Annotated in this window: 17 protein-coding genes; 9 read left to right on the top strand and 8 right to left on the bottom strand. The window is 30.7% G+C overall.

From position 1 onward, the window contains the following. Positions 1 to 28 precede the first annotated feature (28 nt). Genes EG240_RS02990 through hemA form a run of 3 tightly spaced genes read right to left on the bottom strand, consistent with a single transcriptional unit; the run spans position 29 to position 2868 of the window. Entirely contained in the window at positions 29 to 691 is a 663-nt protein-coding gene (locus EG240_RS02990; RefSeq protein WP_125017274.1) for a uroporphyrinogen-III synthase, read from the bottom strand. A 1-nt stretch (position 692) separates the two neighbouring features. After that, positions 693 to 1616, bottom strand: a complete 924-nt coding sequence (hemC, locus tag EG240_RS02995; RefSeq protein WP_125017276.1) for a hydroxymethylbilane synthase — start codon at positions 1614 to 1616, stop codon at positions 693 to 695. Further along, positions 1609 to 2868: a glutamyl-tRNA reductase gene (hemA, locus tag EG240_RS03000; RefSeq protein ID WP_125017278.1), complete on the bottom strand. Its 1260-nt coding sequence runs from the start codon at positions 2866 to 2868 to the stop codon at positions 1609 to 1611. Before hemA ends, hemC begins: the two co-directional genes overlap by 8 nt. Before the next feature lie 231 nt (positions 2869 to 3099). Here hemA and EG240_RS03005 point away from each other — a divergent pair, with 231 nt between their 5' ends. From EG240_RS03005 to EG240_RS03025, 5 genes are all read left to right on the top strand, one after another. After that, positions 3100 to 3969, top strand: a complete 870-nt coding sequence (locus tag EG240_RS03005) for a helix-turn-helix domain-containing protein (RefSeq protein WP_125017280.1) — start codon at positions 3100 to 3102, stop codon at positions 3967 to 3969. An 82-nt stretch (positions 3970 to 4051) separates the two neighbouring features. Further along, complete coding sequence (hemH, locus tag EG240_RS03010) at positions 4052 to 5068, top strand: ferrochelatase (protein WP_125017282.1); 1017 nt, start codon at positions 4052 to 4054, stop codon at positions 5066 to 5068. A 5-nt stretch (positions 5069 to 5073) separates the two neighbouring features. Beyond that, positions 5074 to 5613 carry a CopD family protein gene (locus EG240_RS03015; protein ID WP_125017284.1) on the top strand — a complete coding sequence of 180 codons (540 nt, stop codon included), beginning with the start codon at positions 5074 to 5076 and terminating at the stop codon, positions 5611 to 5613. After that, positions 5613 to 7085 (top strand): sensor histidine kinase, encoded by a 1473-nt coding sequence (locus EG240_RS03020; RefSeq protein WP_125017286.1) that lies wholly within the window; start codon positions 5613 to 5615, stop codon positions 7083 to 7085. Before EG240_RS03015 ends, EG240_RS03020 begins: the two co-directional genes overlap by 1 nt. Positions 7086 to 7096: 11 nt before the next feature. After that, positions 7097 to 7873, top strand: coding sequence for an enoyl-CoA hydratase/isomerase family protein (locus tag EG240_RS03025; RefSeq protein WP_125017288.1), 777 nt, complete (start codon positions 7097 to 7099; stop codon positions 7871 to 7873). 67 nt (positions 7874 to 7940) lie between these two features. Here EG240_RS03025 and pyk read toward each other — a convergent pair whose 3' ends face one another. The 5 genes from pyk to EG240_RS03050 all read right to left on the bottom strand — a co-directional run bounded on the left by pyk (position 7941) and on the right by EG240_RS03050 (position 12386). Beyond that, positions 7941 to 9371, bottom strand: a complete 1431-nt coding sequence (gene pyk, locus EG240_RS03030) for a pyruvate kinase (RefSeq protein WP_125017290.1) — start codon at positions 9369 to 9371, stop codon at positions 7941 to 7943. A 2-nt stretch (positions 9372 to 9373) separates the two neighbouring features. Next, the gene (locus EG240_RS03035; RefSeq protein WP_125017293.1) at positions 9374 to 9877 is read right to left on the bottom strand and encodes an IPExxxVDY family protein; all 504 of its coding nucleotides are present in this window, start codon (positions 9875 to 9877) and stop codon (positions 9374 to 9376) included. A gap of 73 nt (positions 9878 to 9950) precedes the next feature. Further along, on the bottom strand, positions 9951 to 10697 hold the full coding sequence (rnc, locus tag EG240_RS03040; protein ID WP_125017302.1) for a ribonuclease III: 747 nt from the start codon (positions 10695 to 10697) through the stop codon (positions 9951 to 9953). A gap of 10 nt (positions 10698 to 10707) precedes the next feature. After that, a complete protein-coding gene (fabF, locus tag EG240_RS03045; RefSeq protein ID WP_125017304.1) occupies positions 10708 to 11961 on the bottom strand; it encodes a beta-ketoacyl-ACP synthase II in 1254 nt (417 codons plus the stop codon). Positions 11962 to 12149: 188 nt separating this feature from the next. After that, entirely contained in the window at positions 12150 to 12386 is a 237-nt protein-coding gene (locus EG240_RS03050) for an acyl carrier protein (protein WP_125017306.1), read from the bottom strand. Between the two features lie 198 nt (positions 12387 to 12584). On the opposite strand from EG240_RS03050, the gene purN reads away from it, so the two are divergent. From purN to EG240_RS03070, 4 genes are all read left to right on the top strand, one after another. Continuing rightward, positions 12585 to 13145, top strand: coding sequence for a phosphoribosylglycinamide formyltransferase (gene purN, locus EG240_RS03055; protein WP_125017308.1), 561 nt, complete (start codon positions 12585 to 12587; stop codon positions 13143 to 13145). A gap of 128 nt (positions 13146 to 13273) precedes the next feature. Continuing rightward, on the top strand, positions 13274 to 15160 hold the full coding sequence (locus EG240_RS03060; protein ID WP_125017311.1) for a tetratricopeptide repeat-containing sensor histidine kinase: 1887 nt from the start codon (positions 13274 to 13276) through the stop codon (positions 15158 to 15160). Positions 15161 to 15163: 3 nt separating this feature from the next. Beyond that, positions 15164 to 15901 carry a LytR/AlgR family response regulator transcription factor gene (locus EG240_RS03065; RefSeq protein WP_125017313.1) on the top strand — a complete coding sequence of 246 codons (738 nt, stop codon included), beginning with the start codon at positions 15164 to 15166 and terminating at the stop codon, positions 15899 to 15901. Between the two features lie 145 nt (positions 15902 to 16046). After that, positions 16047 to 17624 (top strand): DUF3137 domain-containing protein, encoded by a 1578-nt coding sequence (locus tag EG240_RS03070; RefSeq protein ID WP_125017315.1) that lies wholly within the window; start codon positions 16047 to 16049, stop codon positions 17622 to 17624. Positions 17625 to 17630 lie beyond the last annotated feature (6 nt).

Raw genomic sequence — 17630 nt, forward strand, 5'->3', positions numbered from 1 at the left:
AGCTAATAGCAAAGCTAAAAGCTAAAATCTATTTGTAATAATTAATACATTGTTCTATTACATTTTCAACGGTTTGTTGGTTTGCAATAACAATGTTTGTTGTGATTCCTGAAAGTGCCTCGGCAGTTGTAGTGCCTATGCAAAAACAGATTTGGTTTTCGATTTTGTTTTGGTTTAAGTAACTGTAAACTCCAGACGGACTAAAAAATAAAATAGCATTTACAACTGAATTTATTTTTTCGTGGTTTGGAGTGTTTTCATAAACCAAATATTCATCATATATAATGTTTGCTTTTTGCATTGCAATAGGCAAAACGTTACGTCTTAAATTTCCTGCAAAAAAAGCAATATGATTTTTATTGAATTTGTTTTGAATAATAGGAGCGAGGTCGCTAGCATATTCTTCAGATTCTAAAACCGTAAAACCATTGTCTTCTAAAAGTTTTTTGGTTTTAGATCCAACACAAATTGCAGGTGTTTGTTTTAATTCATTAAGTGTTTCACTTTCTAAAACGCTTTTTACACCGTTTTGTGAAGTGAAAAGTAATAAATCAGGTTTGTTTTTTATTTGAAATGAAATCGATTTTATTTTAATGAAATCAGCTTCATCAACTGAAAAATCTGCATTCAACAAAAGTTCCTTTTGATTGCTCTTTAGTTTTTTTGTCGATAAAATGCTGATGTTTTTCATTTTATTTTTTTAATTGACTGCGTAATTCTTCCATTAATTGAGCTCCTCCTTTTTCTAAAATTTCTTTAGCAGCGAAGAATCCTAATTTTTTCCATTCAATCAATGGAACTGTTTTTTCTACTTCAAACTTTTGTTTTCCGTCTAAAGAAAACAAAGCTCCTTTGAAATACATCGTATCATCTTTCTCGTTGTATTTTGCAATAGCTCCGATTGGTGCTGTACATCCACCTTCTAATGTACGTAAAAACTGACGTTCAATGTAAGTTGCGATTTCTGTTTCTAGATGATTTAGTTGTCCAACTGCATCCAAAACATATTCATCATCTTGCATCGCAACAACTAACATCGCACCTTGAGCAGGAGCAGGAATCATCCAATCTAAATCAATAAATTCAGAAGGTTTTAAATTGATTCTTTCCAATCCAGCAGCGGCAAAAATAGCTCCGTTCCAGTTGTTGTCTTTTAATTTTTGCATACGGGTGTTTACGTTTCCACGTAAATCTTCAACTAAATGCGTTGGGTATTTGTTAAGCCATTGCGCTTTTCTTCTTAAACTTCCAGAAGCAATTGTTCCGTTTTCGTTTAAGAAATCAAAATTCCCTTTGTGAACTAAAATGTCTAAAGTATTGGCTCTTTCCAAAACAGCTGCCTGAATAATCCCTTGAGGTAAAGCTGTAGGAACATCTTTCATTGAATGAACTGCAATATCAACTTTTCCGTTAATCATTGCAACATCTAATGTTTTTGTGAAAATTCCTGTAATTCCTAATTCATATAAAGGTTTATCAAGAATAATATCTCCGTCAGATTTAACTGCGATAATTTCTGTTTTATAACCTAAATCGTTTAATTTTTTTTGTACAGTATGCGCTTGCCAAAGTGCTAATTCGCTATCGCGCGTACCAATTCGTATAACTTTACTCATTTTTAGCAGTTTCTAATTGGAACACTTTTTCAATCCATTCAATACTATTTTCGATTTCAGTTTCTTCACTTTTTAAGTGATTTGCGAAATGTGTCGTAATTTTTTGAATGATTCTACTACTTATTAAATCGGCTTGTTCTTCGTTGAAATCAACAATTTTCTTTTTCTGATAATTCAGTTCATTAGATTTGATTTCTTCAAGCTTTGCTTTTAAGGCGTGAATCGTAGGAGCGAATTTTCTTGCTTGTGTCCAAGTAATGAATTCTTCTTTTATTTCTTCGATGATTGCCATTGCTTGCGGAACGTATTGTTTACGTTTTTCAAGGGTATCATCTGTCATTTGAGATAATTGGTCAAGGTGAATTAATTCAACACCTTCTAATTCCAAAACATTGTCATTAACATTTTTTGGAATCGATAAATCTAAAATTAAAATAGGTTTCTTTAAATTTAAGATTTCTTTATCTATGGTAGGATTTTGTGCGCCAGTTGCAACTATTAAAACATCAGCTTTCTGAATCTCTGCTTGTAAATCTGCATAATCTTTTACGATTAAATTAAATTTACCTGCGATTTTCTGAGCTTTATCCTTTGTGCGATTTATCAAAGTAATTTGATTATTCTTAGTGTGTTTTACTAAATTCTCGCACGTATTTCGACCGATTTTTCCTGTTCCGAAAAGTAAAATATTCTTATCGCTAATGTTTTCAACGTTGTTCATTATATATTGAACAGACGCAAACGAAACTGAAGTTGCACCAGTGCTAATTTCTGTTTCATTCTTAATGCGTTTACTAGCTTGGATAACAGCGTTTACTAATCTTTCGAAATAATTTGTAGTTAAACCTTTTTCTCGGGCATCAGTGAATCCAGTCTTTACTTGGCTGATGATTTCAAAATCACCTAAAATTTGACTATCCATTCCTGTTCCTACTTTGAAAAGGTGAGAGATAGCTTCGTTGTTTTTGTGCACGTAAGCAACACGCTGAAAATCTTCAACGGTTCCATTACTATATTCACATAATAAACTGATTAATTGAAAAGGATGTTCTGCAAATCCATACAATTCAGTACGGTTGCAGGTAGAAATAGCAATCATAGATTCAATTCCATTACATTTAGCTTGCTCAAGCAATTGAGATTTTGCTTGTTCTGTTAAACTAAATTTCCCTCTTGTTTCGGCATCTGCCTTTTTGTAATTCAATCCAACTACATAAAAATGCGTATGCTTCATTTTGTTGTTTTCTTCCATTCTTACTAATCCTAATAAAAAGTACACAAAGTTAAGACAACTAAATGTATAAAAACAACGCTAGAAGGACTAATTTTATCGGTTGTTGATTTTATGTTTTTTTTAGCGTTAGATTTGACGTAAAATATCTATTTTTGTAGTGTTTATGTATTCTTTGAATGAAATAATTTAGATTAATTCTAAATAAATATTCTCTATACAAAGATTTGTTAAATCTATAAAAACAACGCTATGAGTTCAAAGGAAAAAATAATTCTAGAAGACGATTTTGTTTGTCTTCGTTTTAAGAATGATGCTGTAAATGAAGTGGTTGTTGAAAAAGAGCAGCCTCACGGAATTATGCAGTTTCATTTTTGTTTGAAAGGAAATGCAACTTTCTATTTCAATAAAGGAACTTATGAGATGAAATTACCAGAAGAAAAGGGGTTAATCTTGTATAATCCGCAACGTTCTTTACCTTATCATATTAAAGTTGATAAAAATTCGTGGGTTATTTCTGTTTTGATTTCCGTAAAAAAATTTCATTCTTTGTTCTCTACAGAAGCGGAGTTTATTCCATTCTTGAATAATGAAAATCGCGATAAAAAACATTATTCAGAAGTTCAGTTATCTCCATCAATAGCGATTGTTTTAAATCAGATTATGAATTTTCATTTGAATCCGATGGTTCAGAAAATTTATTACAAAGCTAAAGTTTATGAATTATTAAGTTTGTTGTTCAATACAAACGAAAATGAAGATGGCGAAAATTGTCCGTTTAGAGCTGATGAAGATAATGTAATCCGAATCAAACAAGCAAAAGATATTTTAATTCGTAATATGGTTGAACCACCAACTTTACAAGAATTAGCAGATGAAGTTGGATTAAATCTAAAAAAACTAAAACAAGGTTTTAAACAGATTTACGGAGAAACGGTTTATGGATTTTTGTTTGATTATAAGATGGATTTCGCTAGAAAACTTTTAGATAGCGGAACGTATAACGTTAACGAAGTTGGGATTAAAGTAGGATATAGTACAGCGAGTCATTTTATTGCGGCTTTTAAAAAGAAATACGGAACAACTCCAAAAAAATACTTGATGTCGATTAATATGAATTAAATCGATTTTAGAATAGATAAAAATTATAAAAATTTAAATTTAAATAGAACAAAGCGTAATACCTTTGTGAAAAATAAAGAAGATGAAGGGAGTTTTATTAGTAAATCTTGGTTCACCAGATAGTCCAGAACCTAAAGATGTTAAACCATATTTAGACGAGTTTTTAATGGATAAATATGTAATTGACGTTCCGTTTTTATTGAGAGCATTCTTAGTAAGAGGAATAATTTTACGTAAAAGACCAGAAGAATCTGCTCACGCTTACAAAAAAATATGGACAGATGAAGGTTCTCCATTAATCGTTCTTTCTGAAAGAATGCATAAAAAAGTGAAACCTTTGGTTGACGTTCCGGTTGCTTTAGCAATGCGTTATGGAAGTATGACTATTGAAAAAGGTTTACAAGAATTGCATGAACAAGGTGTTACAGATGTGATGTTGCTTCCTTTGTATCCACAATATGCAATGGCTTCGACTTTAACAATTGAAGTTTTGGCAGAGAAAATTCGTAAGAAAAGTTTCCCGAATATGAAACTTACCAATTTTCCTGCGTTTTATAACAAACCTGGTTTTATCAGAGTTTTATCAGAATCAATTAAAAAACATTTAGAAGGTTTCAATTATGATCAATTGGTTTTTTCGTATCACGGAATTCCAGAAAGACATATTCGTAAAACCGATGTAACCAAATCACATTGTAAAATTGATGGTTCTTGTTGCGCAACTGCTTCGGAAGCGCACGCATTTTGTTACCGTCATCAATGTTATGAAACGACACGTTTGGTTGCAGAATATTTGCAGTTGCCAAAAGAAAGTTATACCTTAACTTTTCAATCGCGCTTGGCTGGTGATAAATGGTTAGAGCCATATACCGATGTTGAAATTGACAATATGCCAGCAAAAGGAATTAAGAAAATTGCTGTTGTAACTCCTGCTTTTGTTACTGATTGTTTAGAAACTTTAGAAGAAATTGCAATGCGTGCTAATGAAGATTTTAAAGAAAACGGAGGCGAAGAATTTTTAGCTATTCCGTGTTTGAATGATGATGACGAATGGTGCGAAGTTGTTGCCGATTGGATTAAAGATTGGGTTAAAAACTAATATTTATGTATTTATACTTAAAAGCTTTACATATCATATTTATCGTATGTTGGTTTGCCGGACTTTTTTATATTGTTCGGCTTTTTGTGTATTATGCCGAAGCACAAACAAAAGAAGCTTTAGAACGTTCGATTTTGACTAAACAATTGGCTTTAATGACCAATCGATTGTGGTTTATCATTACTTGGCCAGCTGCTATTTTAGCTACGATTTTTGGAATCTGGATGTTGTTTGAAAATCCGTTTTTGTTACAACAACCTTGGATGCACGTAAAATTACTTTTTGTTGTTTTATTATGGATTTATCACATCAAATGCCATCAATTTGTAAAGCAGGTTGAAAATGATACACTGAAAAAATCAAATTCTTTTTTTAGAATTTGGAACGAAGGTGCGACAATAATCCTTTTTTCTGTTGTTTTTTTAGTAATTTTAAAAAGCGCTTTCAATTGGATTTTCGGCGTTGTTGGAATCATTGTTTTTTCAATGCTTTTGATGATGGGATATAAACTCTACAAAAGAATAAGAGAACGCAAAAAGAATTAATGACAAAAGGTTTTAGCATACAAAATTCATCTTTACGATTTAGGATTTTCATTTCGATGATTTTTCTAACACTTGTTTCATCCGTATTGATTGGAATTGTTGCTATTTATCAATTCAAAGAAGAAGCCAAATCGTATCATCAAGACCGTTTACTTCGAAAAGAAAATTCCATAAACGAACATGTTAAGTTTGTTCTTGATAATACTTCATATCCATTAACGACAGAAAATTTACCGTTGATATTCAAAGATAAAATTCACGAATTATCAACCATTCACAGTTCTCAAATCAATATTCACGATTTAGAAGGTAATTTGATTATTTCATCTAAGGGAAATTTTAAAGTTGATGGAACAAATCATTCTAAAATTTCGGATATTATTTTAAAAATTATTCGTTCTTCACCACAAAAACGTTTTGTCGATTTACGCTTATTAAACGGATACCGATTCCGTTCAGCATATAATTATATCGAAGATAATCAGTTTAAACCTTTGGGAATTATCAATCTTCCGTATAAAGAAGAAACCCAATTTTATGATGAAGAAATGCAAAGCTTCTTGATTCGTTTCGGTCAGATTTTTGTGTTTGTGTTTTTGATAGCAATTGTTTTAGCTTATTTTCTTTCGAGTTATATTACTAAAAATATTCAGTTGATTAGTGACAAAATTCAAATGACTCAGCTTAATAAGAAGAATGAACGAATTAATGTTGCACACGCTTCAAGCGAAATTCTCACGTTGATTGATGCATATAACACAATGGTTGATCAGTTGGAAGAAAGTGCGAAAAAATTAGCACAAAACGAACGTGAACACGCTTGGCGGGAAATGGCAAAACAAGTAGCGCACGAAATTAAAAATCCGTTAACTCCAATGCGATTAACCGTTCAAAGTTTTGAGCGTAGATTTAATCCAGAAGACCCAAATATTCGTGAAAAGCTAAAGGATTATTCGAATACTTTGATTCAACAAATCGATACGATGACTTCGGTTGCTTCTGCTTTTTCAAACTTTGCTTCAATGCCAGCTCAAGAAAATGAAACATTGAATATTGTTGAAACTGTTGAATTGGCTTTGGATATATTCAATGAAGATTATGTTACTTTTGAATCTTCGGAAGAAGAAATAATTACTACTTTTGATAGAACGCAAATTGTTCGAATTATCAATAATTTGGTAAAAAATGCAATTCAAGCTATTCCAGAATATGAACCTTTTCCTTCAGTTAAAGTTAAGATTTATCGAACAGGAACTGATGTTTGTATTGAAGTAAAAGATAACGGTAGCGGAATTCCGGTTGAAATCCGAAATCGAATTTTTGAACCACAATTCACAACTAAATCAAGTGGAATGGGATTGGGATTAGCAATGATTAAAAATATGGTAGAATCTTATGGTGGAAACATTCATTTTGAAACTATTATTGATAAAGGAACAACTTTCTTTGTGAAATTACCTATAACTAACTAAATATATAAAACATGAATTTCGAAAATATTTTAATCGAAAAAGAAAATGCAATCAGTACGATTATTATCAATCGTCCTACAAAATTAAACGCTTTAAACAAAGCAACGATTGAAGAGTTACACCACGCTTTTAAATCTTTAAATGAAGATAAAGAAACTCGTGTAATCATCATTACAGGAAGTGGTGAAAAAGCTTTTGTTGCTGGAGCTGATATTTCTGAATTTGCAAGTTTTTCAACTTCAGAAGGAGCGCAATTAGCGGCCAAAGGGCAAGAATTATTGTTTGATTACGTTCAGAATATGAACAAGCCGGTAATTGCTGCAGTAAACGGATTTGCTTTAGGTGGTGGTTTAGAATTGGCAATGGCTTCTCATTTCCGTGTGGCTTCAGATAATGCAAAAATGGGATTGCCAGAAGTTACTTTAGGAGTTATTCCTGGTTATGGAGGAACACAACGTTTACCTCAATTAGTAGGAAAAGGTCGTGCAATGGAAATGATTATGACGGCTCAAATGATTGATGCGCAAACGGCTTTAAATTACGGTTTAGTAAATCATGTAGTTACTCAAGAAGAGTTGTTAACTTTTACGAAAGGAATCGCAACTAAAATCGCTAAAAATTCTCCAAATGCAATCAAAGAAGCAATTGCTGCGGTTAATGATAATTTCAAAGACGGTGTAAACGGTTTTGAAACTGAAATTAAAAACTTCGGAGCTTGTTTCGGAACTGCCGATTTCATTGAAGGAACAACCGCTTTCTTAGAAAAAAGAAAAGCTGAGTTTAAATAAGATTTCAATATGTCATAAAAAACCTCAAAACGAAAGTTTTGAGGTTTTGTGTTTTATAAAATATATTTTATGCAATTTCAGAAACACGAATAGTATTCACCATTCCCTTTTCGATAATTGGCATCGAAGCTAAACTAATTGTAAAATCACCAGATTTAACGTAGTTGTGTTCTTTGGCAATATCGTTAATATCTTCAATTGTGATATCTGTACTTTCATATTTGTCATACCAAAAAGCGGTAACTCCCCAAAGTAAACTCAATTGAGTTAACATATTTTTGTTAGATGTAAAAGCTAAAATATGAGCTTTCGGTCTCCAAGCAGAAATTTGAAAAGCTGTATAACCCGAATTTGTTAACGTGTTAATCGTTTTCGCTTCAATATCATTAGCTAAAATGGCAGCATGTAAACAAATAGCTTTGGTTAAGAAACGATTTGTTTTGATTTTTGGATCGGTAACTGCTAGTTTGATTAAATCCGAATCTTCAACGCTCAAAATAATTTGGGACATTTTATCGATTACTTGCACAGGATAATTTCCTACAGAAGTTTCTCCAGAAAGCATTACCGCATCAGCTCCGTCCATAACAGAGTTTGCGACATCATTAACTTCTGCACGTGTTGGTGTTAAGCTTGTAATCATCGTTTCCATCATTTGTGTTGCAATGATAACCGGAATACGAGCTGTTTTTGCTTTAATAACTAATTTTTTCTGAATTAAAGGAACTTCTTGAGCTGGAATTTCAACACCCAAATCTCCACGAGCAACCATCAATCCATCACAATGAGAAATGATATCGTCAATGTTTTCAACAGCTTCTGGTTTTTCGATTTTTGCAATAACTGGTATTTTGTATTCAGAATGTTCTCTGATGATTTTGTGTAAATCTTCTAAATCTTCTGAAGTTCTTACAAACGAAAGTGCCATCCAATCTACTTTCAAGCCAGCTGCAAAAATGGCATCTTTGATGTCTTTTTCAGTCAAAGCTGGTAAAGAAACTTTTGTATTTGGAAGATTAACTCCTTTTTTAGATTTCAAAGGACCACCTTGAATTACTTTCGTTTTCACTTCTGTGTTTTTATCAGTCGCTAAAACTTCAAACATCAATTTTCCGTCATCAAGTAAAATAGTTTCACCTGGATTTACATCTTTCGGAAATTGTTTGTAATTCATATAAACACGATTTGCATCGCCTTGGAATTCTTTCTCAGTCGAAAATGTAATTTCATCACCTGGTTTTAAAACCACATCTTCTTTCATTACACCAACACGTAATTTAGGACCTTGTAAATCGGCTAAAATTGCAGTGTTGTATTTATGCGTTTCATTTAATTCGCGAATTATGTTTACTTTTTCTTCAATGTCAGCATAATCTGCATGAGAAAAATTGATTCTAAAAACATTAACTCCAGCTTCAATCATTTTTTGAATAGTTTCTTTAGTGCTGCAAGCAGGGCCTAAAGTTGCTACAATTTTTGTTTTTTTTCTTAATAACATATTTAAAATATTAAATTGTTTATCGATTTTATTTGTTCTGTATCAGCTAAATATACAGTTGATATGTGCTTTAAATTACTTAGTTTTGAAATAAACGAATCGATATCATAATAATCATCAATTTCGTCAATCTTTAATAGATAATCGAATTTGTTTAGTTCAGGAATCAAATTGATTTGCGAACTAAATTTATGGTCGATTTCTGTAAATAACGAGTTTTTTTGAGAGGTATTATTTTGAATAAAGGATTTGTTTTGAACCAAACTCCAGATTAAATCATTTCTAGAATCTTCAAATATGAAATGGCTAAAACTTCCAGTTCCAGTTTCGTTTGTAAATTCAATTTCTACGGGTTCTTTGATAAAGCGCATTTCTAACATTTTATTTAATGTAAATGCGACTTTATAATCTTCGAGATGTGTTTGTATAGCAATAAGTTTGAATTCCTCAAATGAGAATTCATCTAAACTTAATTTTACTATATTTTTTGATTTTTGGATTGCCATTACAAATTACTCTTTTACAAAATTACTACAAATAAGTAAGTTTAATTATAAAAAAGTAATAAAAAACAATTCCTTAATATTTAGGTTTGAAGTTTTCTTGTAATGCAAAATAAGCACGTTGAGCGGCTTTTTCTTCAGCTTTTTTCTTTGAAGTTGCTCTTGCTCTTGCAATAATTGATTCGTTGAAATATAAACGTACTGCAAAATATTTTGTATTCTCACAGCCATCATCTTCATATGAATCGAATTTGAAAGTCTTTTTTTGTTTTTGACAATATTCTATGAATAAACTCTTGTAGCTAGTTATTTTGCCTTCAAGCTTTTCGATATCTTCAAGTTTAACCAAAATATTTTTTTTGATGAATTCTTCGCAAAAGAAAAATCCTTTATCTAAATAAATAGCACCGATTAGCGCTTCTAAAATATTACCATAAATATTTTCTCCAAATTGATTTTTTTGGATTTTACTTTGTAATAAATCGATAAGTTTAAGTTCTTTTCCTAAAGTGTTTAGGTTTTCACGGCTTACGATTTTAGAACGCATTTTGGTAAGGTAGCCTTCGTCACCATTTGGTGAAGCGTGAAATAAATGAGAAGCAGTAACGGTTCCTAAAATGGCATCGCCTAAAAATTCTAATCGTTCGTAACTTATTTGATGACCTTTTTCGTCAATCTTGTTTGCTGAACGATGTGTAAAAGCTTGTTCGTAATAGGTAATATTACTTGGAGAGAATTGTAATAAAACGGAAAGTTTTTGGAAAAGAATCCCGCCTTCAACTGGGCGAGATTCTTTTTTAAATATATTAAATAAGAAATTCATTTAAGAAATCTTAGATATCTAATTTTTTTACTAAAACACAAGCATTGTGACCTCCGAATCCGAAAGTATTACTCATTACCACTTTCATGTCGCGTTTTTGAGCTACATTAAAAGTAAGATTTAGTTTGTTATCAATGTTTTCATCATCCGTGAAATGGTTGATTGTTGGAGGCACGATTCCGTGTTTGATTGAAAGAATACAAGAAATAGCTTCAACAGCTCCTGTCGCTCCTAACAAGTGACCTGTCATTGATTTTGTTGAATTGATATTCAAATTGTAAGCATGTTCTCCAAAAACCTGTTTGATAGCTTTTGTTTCAGCAATATCACCAAGTGGAGTAGAAGTTCCATGTAAGTTAATTCCATCTACATCTGAAGGTTGTAAACCAGCATCACGTAAACAGTTAATCATTACATTTTTAGCTCCTAATCCTTCTGGATGTGGTGCAGTAATATGATGTGCATCAGCAGACATTCCGCCTCCCCCAATTTCGCAGTATATTTTTGCTCCACGTGCAACAGCATGTTCGTATTCTTCTAAAATCAAAGTTCCAGAACCTTCACCTAAAACAAAACCATCACGGTCTTTATCCATAGGTCTTGAAGCTGTTTTTGGATCATCGTTTCTTGTTGAAAGTGCGTGCATTGCGTTGAAACCTCCCATTCCTGCAATAGTAACAGCTGCTTCAGAACCACCTGTGATGATTACGTCTGCTTGTCCTAAACGGATGTAATTAAAAGCGTCAATTATTGCATTTGTAGAAGAAGCACAAGCAGAAACAGTAGTGAAGTTTGGACCTCTAAATCCGTATTTCATTGAAATGTGTCCACCTGCAATATCAGCAATCATTTTTGGTATGAAGAAAGGATTAAATTTTGGAGTTCCATTTCCTTCATTGAAGTTTGTAACTTCGTCTTGGAAAGTTTGTAAACCACCAATTCCTGATCCCCAAATAACTCCAGCACGATCTAAATCTAATTTTTCTAAGTCAAAGTTGGCATCAGCCATTGCTTCCATAGTACTGACTAGGGCATATTGCGCATAGCGATCCATTTTTCTAGCTTCTTTTCTATCTATAAATTCTTCAACATTGAAGTTTTTTACTTCACATGCAAATTGTGTTTTAAAGTTTGAAGCATCGAAATGAGTGATTGGTGCAGCTCCACTAACTCCATTTATTAATCCATTCCAAAACTCTTGGATGTTATTTCCAATTGGTGTAAGTGCGCCTAAACCTGTAACAACTACTCGCTTTAAGTTCATATAATAATTTTTTATTATCGTTTATTTATTAAAAAAGGAAACCCAGCGTTTCGTAAATGATATTAGAAACATTGGGCTGCTATTTTCATTTGATTGTTACCAATCTTTGTTCTTTCTTTTAATTAAAGCTTATGCTTTTTTTAAAAATAATAACACTCACGTGCTTTCACACGTGAGCAATGCTGTTATTATTTCTTAGCTTCTTCGATGTAAGAGATAGCTTGACCAACTGTAGCAATGTTTTCTGCTTGATCATCTGGGATTTGAATATCAAATTCTTTTTCAAATTCCATGATAAGCTCAACAGTGTCTAATGAATCAGCCCCTAAATCATTAGTGAAGCTTGCTTCAACTACAACTTCGTTTTCGTCAACACCTAATTTGTCAACGATAATCGCTTTTACTCTTGATGCAATGTCTGACATAATCTTTTAATTTTAAGTTTAATTTACGGCGGTAAAGGTATAAAACCTAATTTAATTACCGCACAAAAAATGATTTTTGTAACTGCGAAATTAAAAAAATAATTAATACTTCCCAGAGTTTTTTATCGTTTTGTCGTTTATTATTCTTTTTTTTGCAGTCACAATTGACTCTTTTTATAACACAATTTTTTTTAACGAATGAAAAACATCGTTTTATTTGCCTCTGGTTCAGGAACTAATGTAGAAAATATTATTGAATATTTCAAGGATATTGACGTAAAAAATAATTTTTTTGTATTCACAAATAATCCAGATGCATTTGTGATTGAACGTGCAAAAAAATTAGATGTTCCTTATTTTGTTTTTAATAAACAAGGTTTGAAAGATGGTGCTGTTTTACATAAAATCATGGAAATTAATCCAGATTTAATTGTTTTGGCTGGGTTTTTATTAATGTTTCCTGCTTCAATCATAGAAAAACATCCTAATAAGGTAATTAATATTCATCCTGCTTTACTTCCTAAATATGGAGGAAAAGGTATGTATGGAATGCGCGTTCATGAAGCTGTTGTTGCAAATAAAGAATCAGAAACTGGAATTACGATTCATTATGTAAATGAAAAATATGATGAAGGAGCAATTATTTTTCAAGCTAAAACTAATATTGAGCCTGATTTTTCTCCACAAGATGTCGCAAATGCAATTCATAAATTAGAATATGAATATTTTCCTAAAGTAATTTCTGATTTACTTACTTAGTCTATATTCTAAATTTTTATAATAATATTTTTTTCCTAAAAGTTGTGTTTCATTTGTTTGAATCACAGCTTTTTTTGATTTTAAGTTAAAATTTTTAATACATTTGCTTTTAATTGTTAAAAGTACATATGAAAATATATTTCATTTCTTTTTGTGTTATTTTTTTTATTTTTTTTGGCTGTGTTGATAAAAATGCAAAAGATGATGTTTTGACTACTGCGCAACTTAATCATTCTGAAGATTATTATCTAAAAAAAATTCAATCTTTAGATACAATTCCTTTTTCTAAAAGAGAAGATTTTTTACAAAAAATACTTACCGATTTTGATGATATTTCGAATAAAGATACTATTCAGATTTATAATATAATTAAGTCTATACATTTTTCGAATATCAACAACCGTGATAGTGTCATTCTTCATTTAAACCGAATTAAAGGAAAAAATGAAATAAAAGTTTTGGAATTTTTATATAGATACAAATACGAGACTTATGGAAGCGATAAAATTTCTTATCAGAAAATCGATTCGCTGTACAGAATATTACATATTGCAGAAAATCATAATAGTAAGTTTACTCATTTGTTGTATGATGAATTGGCTCGAGCTTATTTTCAAAATGAAGATTCTGAAAAAGCTTTAGAATATACCAAGCTTTATTTTGAAAACACTCCGTTTAAAAATAACGAAAAAGTCATGCAACGCTATTTTGATATTCGTGTTATTATTGCTATCAGATTAGAAAATCTGGATGAAATGCTGACTTATATGGATAAGGCACGTGAATTAGCTTTTCATTTAAATGATACGATTGCTATTGCTAGAGCTTATGACTACAAATCGCAATATTTTATGAAAACGAATCAATTCAGTAAGTCTGTTAAAGCAGCTCAGAGGAGTTTTGCGTTTCATAAAAAAACAAACTTATTAAGTAATGCTGTTTATCACAATCTAGCATTTAGTTTCTTGAAAGATAAACAACCAGATTCGGCTATTTATTATTTAAATGCTGGGCAAAAATTTTTGAAAGAAAACGACATTCCGTCTGATATTAGTGGTTATTATCGATTGTTAAAAGATGTTTATCTATTCAAAAAGGATTATGAAACTGTGGTGAAAATTCATGATACGTTACTTAATCTTACCCATGTAAATCAGATTAAAGTAAAGAATGATAAAATCGCTGAGCTTGAATTGAAACTGAAAACCGAGAAAAAGGACAATGATATTAAAGTTCTTATAGAAACAAATAGTTTAAATCAACAAGTGATTTTACAGCAAAAATGGCTTTTGATTATAGGTGGTTTAATTTTGATTGTGATTTCTGTTTTGATTTACAATACATATAGTAAAAAATTACTTAAAGAGAAAAATGAAAAATTAGAGATTGATAAAAAACGTTATCTGTTGGAGCAAAAGGCAAGACAATCTCAGTTAAATCCGCATTTTATTTATAATGCAATTACCAATATGCAAGGACTTATTATGACGGATAAAAAAATGGAAGCGAATGTTTATTTGGTTGCTTTGTCTAAATATATTCGGGATGTTTTGGAATTAAATCGTCAGGAGTTTGTGAATTTGGATGATAAAATAAATGCGATTGAAAATTATTTAAAATTGCAACAAATGCGTTATGAGAATGTTTTTGATTATAAAATAAATATCAATATTCAATCTGAAGATTTGTTGATTCCGCCTATGATTGTTCAACCTTTTATTGAAAATTCTATCGAACATGGTTTCAAAAATATCGAACATAAAGGTTTGTTAGAAATCGATATCGAAGAAAGAGAAAATCAATTATATATTAAAATTCTAGATAATGGTTCAGGGAAAGGCGTTGATTCAATTACAGGAAAAAAATCACTTTCAAGAATCATTACTCAAGAACGTTTTGATTTGATTTTTAATCAAGATGGAAAAAGGAATGCGTTTTTCGAAGCTCGTCCGTTTAATGAAAATGACGTTTCTGGTTACATCGTTGAAATTTTCTTACCAATTATAAAAAGCTAATTTATGAAAGTTTATATACTTGAAGATGAAATGAATATATTGAGATATATTATTTCTTTAGTCGAAAATATTCCTTATTTACAAATTGTTGGATATTCTGCCGAAGTTGAAAAGGCTAAGATAGAAATTCCTAATCTTTTACCTGATTTGATTTTGGCTGATATTCAATTACGTGACGGAATTAGTTTTCAGATTTTTCAGGAAATCGAAATCGATACTCAAATTATTTTCATCACTGCTTTTGACCAATTTGCGATTGATGCGTTGAATCTTGGAGCTTTTGCCTATTTGTTAAAACCTGTTGATGTTGAATTGTTTAATAAAACATTGGATAGATGTTTTCAAAGACAAGAACAATTTAAATTTGATAAACATCAATTTCAATTGGTTGATAATCATTATTCCGAAAAGGAACCTATTTCTCGAATTGCTTTAAAAAGTTTTGATTATACTCAAATTGTTCAAATTATGGATATTGTATATTGTCAAAGCGATAAAGGTTATACAACATTTCATCTAATTGATGGTTCAAAAATATTGGTTTCAAAGGTTCTTAAAGAATACGAAAATCTACTTCCAAATACAACTTTTCTTAGATGTCATCAGTCTTTCTTGGTAAACGTAAATTACATAACCAAATACTTCAAAGACGGACAATTGGAATTGTCAACCAAACAATTAATTCCAGTTTCTGATCGGAAAAAAGAAATTGTTCAAGCTTATATTAATCGAATGATTTAATCAAATTTCGCTTTTTTACGAATCAAATATTTTTGATTTTCATGCAAATATTGAATTGATGTTCTCGAATATTTATTAATTATTTATTGAATCGGTCCTCGTTATATTTTTGGGGTATTATTTTAAATATGTTGATAAATAAATTATGAATATAGATGAAGCAAAACAGATAATCACTTGCGAATCTGATTATGAAAGAAAAATCGTTGTTAGAAATATAATTCTAATTATAATACTTATTATCGTAATTGTTGGATTGGTTATAAAGTACGCAATGCCTCAACTTAAAGATTATATTTCAGGTTTTGGATCTGATGAAAATCTAAATAGCCAGGGTTTCGGTGCTTATTACAAGTTTATTGTACCTGTGATATTATTGTTGGCGCTTATCAATCCAATAAAAAATCTAATTGCAATAAAGAATAGACGTAAACACATCGAAAAAGTTTTTGGTTTTTTGTCTGAAGGAAGCGAGTGTCAGATACACGGAAATCACACTAAGTATTTAACCATAATCGCATTAGCTAAAATTAAATTTAGTCTAAATCCTGTGCATTATTTGGAGATTGGAATCAATTCAAAAAATTATGCATTGCCGCTTCCAGAAAATTATGTTCCAGATGTAGTTCGTGTTTTTAGTAATGCAAATACAGCTTATTTTCAAGAAGTTATTTCTGAATTATATAATGATTCAGAGATAAAAGAAAATTATAAAACCGATTTAAAACCATTGAACGAATTTCAATCTTTTGCGCAAAATGAATTTGCAACTGAAATCGCTCAAATGGAAAGAGGAAGAAGGAAAAGTAAAAATATGATTTATCTTCAAACCATTATAGCTATTGCGTTTGTTGGTGGTTTTGTCTATTTATCTAGCACTGGAACGTCTTTGTTTACAAATTCAAATCAATTGATGTTCATTATTGGTGGTTTTTTACTTTTTACTTTAATTTTAGGTTATGGATTCAAATTTTATCACCAAAAAACAGCATCTGCAGGCGGGAATTATTTAGATTTCAAAAAAGCTATTTTATCAAGATTAGTAGCTTTTGTCAATCCAAAATTTCATTATATAGAGAAAACTTACATTGGAATCGACGAATTAAATCATTCTAATTTATTTGAAGATAAAAATTATAGTCTTTCAGGTGGCGACCAAATTATTGGACATTATAATGGCGTTGCTTTTCAATCTTGTAATTTGACAATTAGTTATAGACCTAATTTCTCAAATGAAAAAACACCAGATGATGTTGTTTTTTCTGGTAATTATTTCGTGGCTCGTTTCCCTAAAAAGTTTAATGGAAATATTATCATTCATCCAAAAAAAGGATTTTTTGGCTCATTAAAAAGTAATGATATTGCAGATTATCTGAAAACTACTGGAGATAAAATTCGACTTGAAGACCCTGAATTTCAAAAGCAATTCGAAGTTTATTGTGATGACCAGATTTTAGCAAGATATATTTTAACTCCTGCTTTTATGGAACGATTGAAAGAAATAAATGTTCGAAACAAAGGTGAAGTTTATATTTCAATCAATGAAAGTAATATTGTGATTGCTACAAATAGAACGAATGCTATTTCAAGAGGTGGTTCTGGAATTGATATGTTGTACGTCAAAATTAATATGGAATTATTGGATGATATTTATACAGAATTGACAGAACAACTAACTGTTATAGATACTTTAAAATTGAACGATAATATTTGGAGAAATTAATTTTTT

The sequence above is a fragment of the Paenimyroides tangerinum genome, from assembly GCF_003865405.1.
Classification (GTDB): Bacteria; Bacteroidota; Bacteroidia; order Flavobacteriales; family Flavobacteriaceae; genus Flavobacterium; species Flavobacterium tangerinum.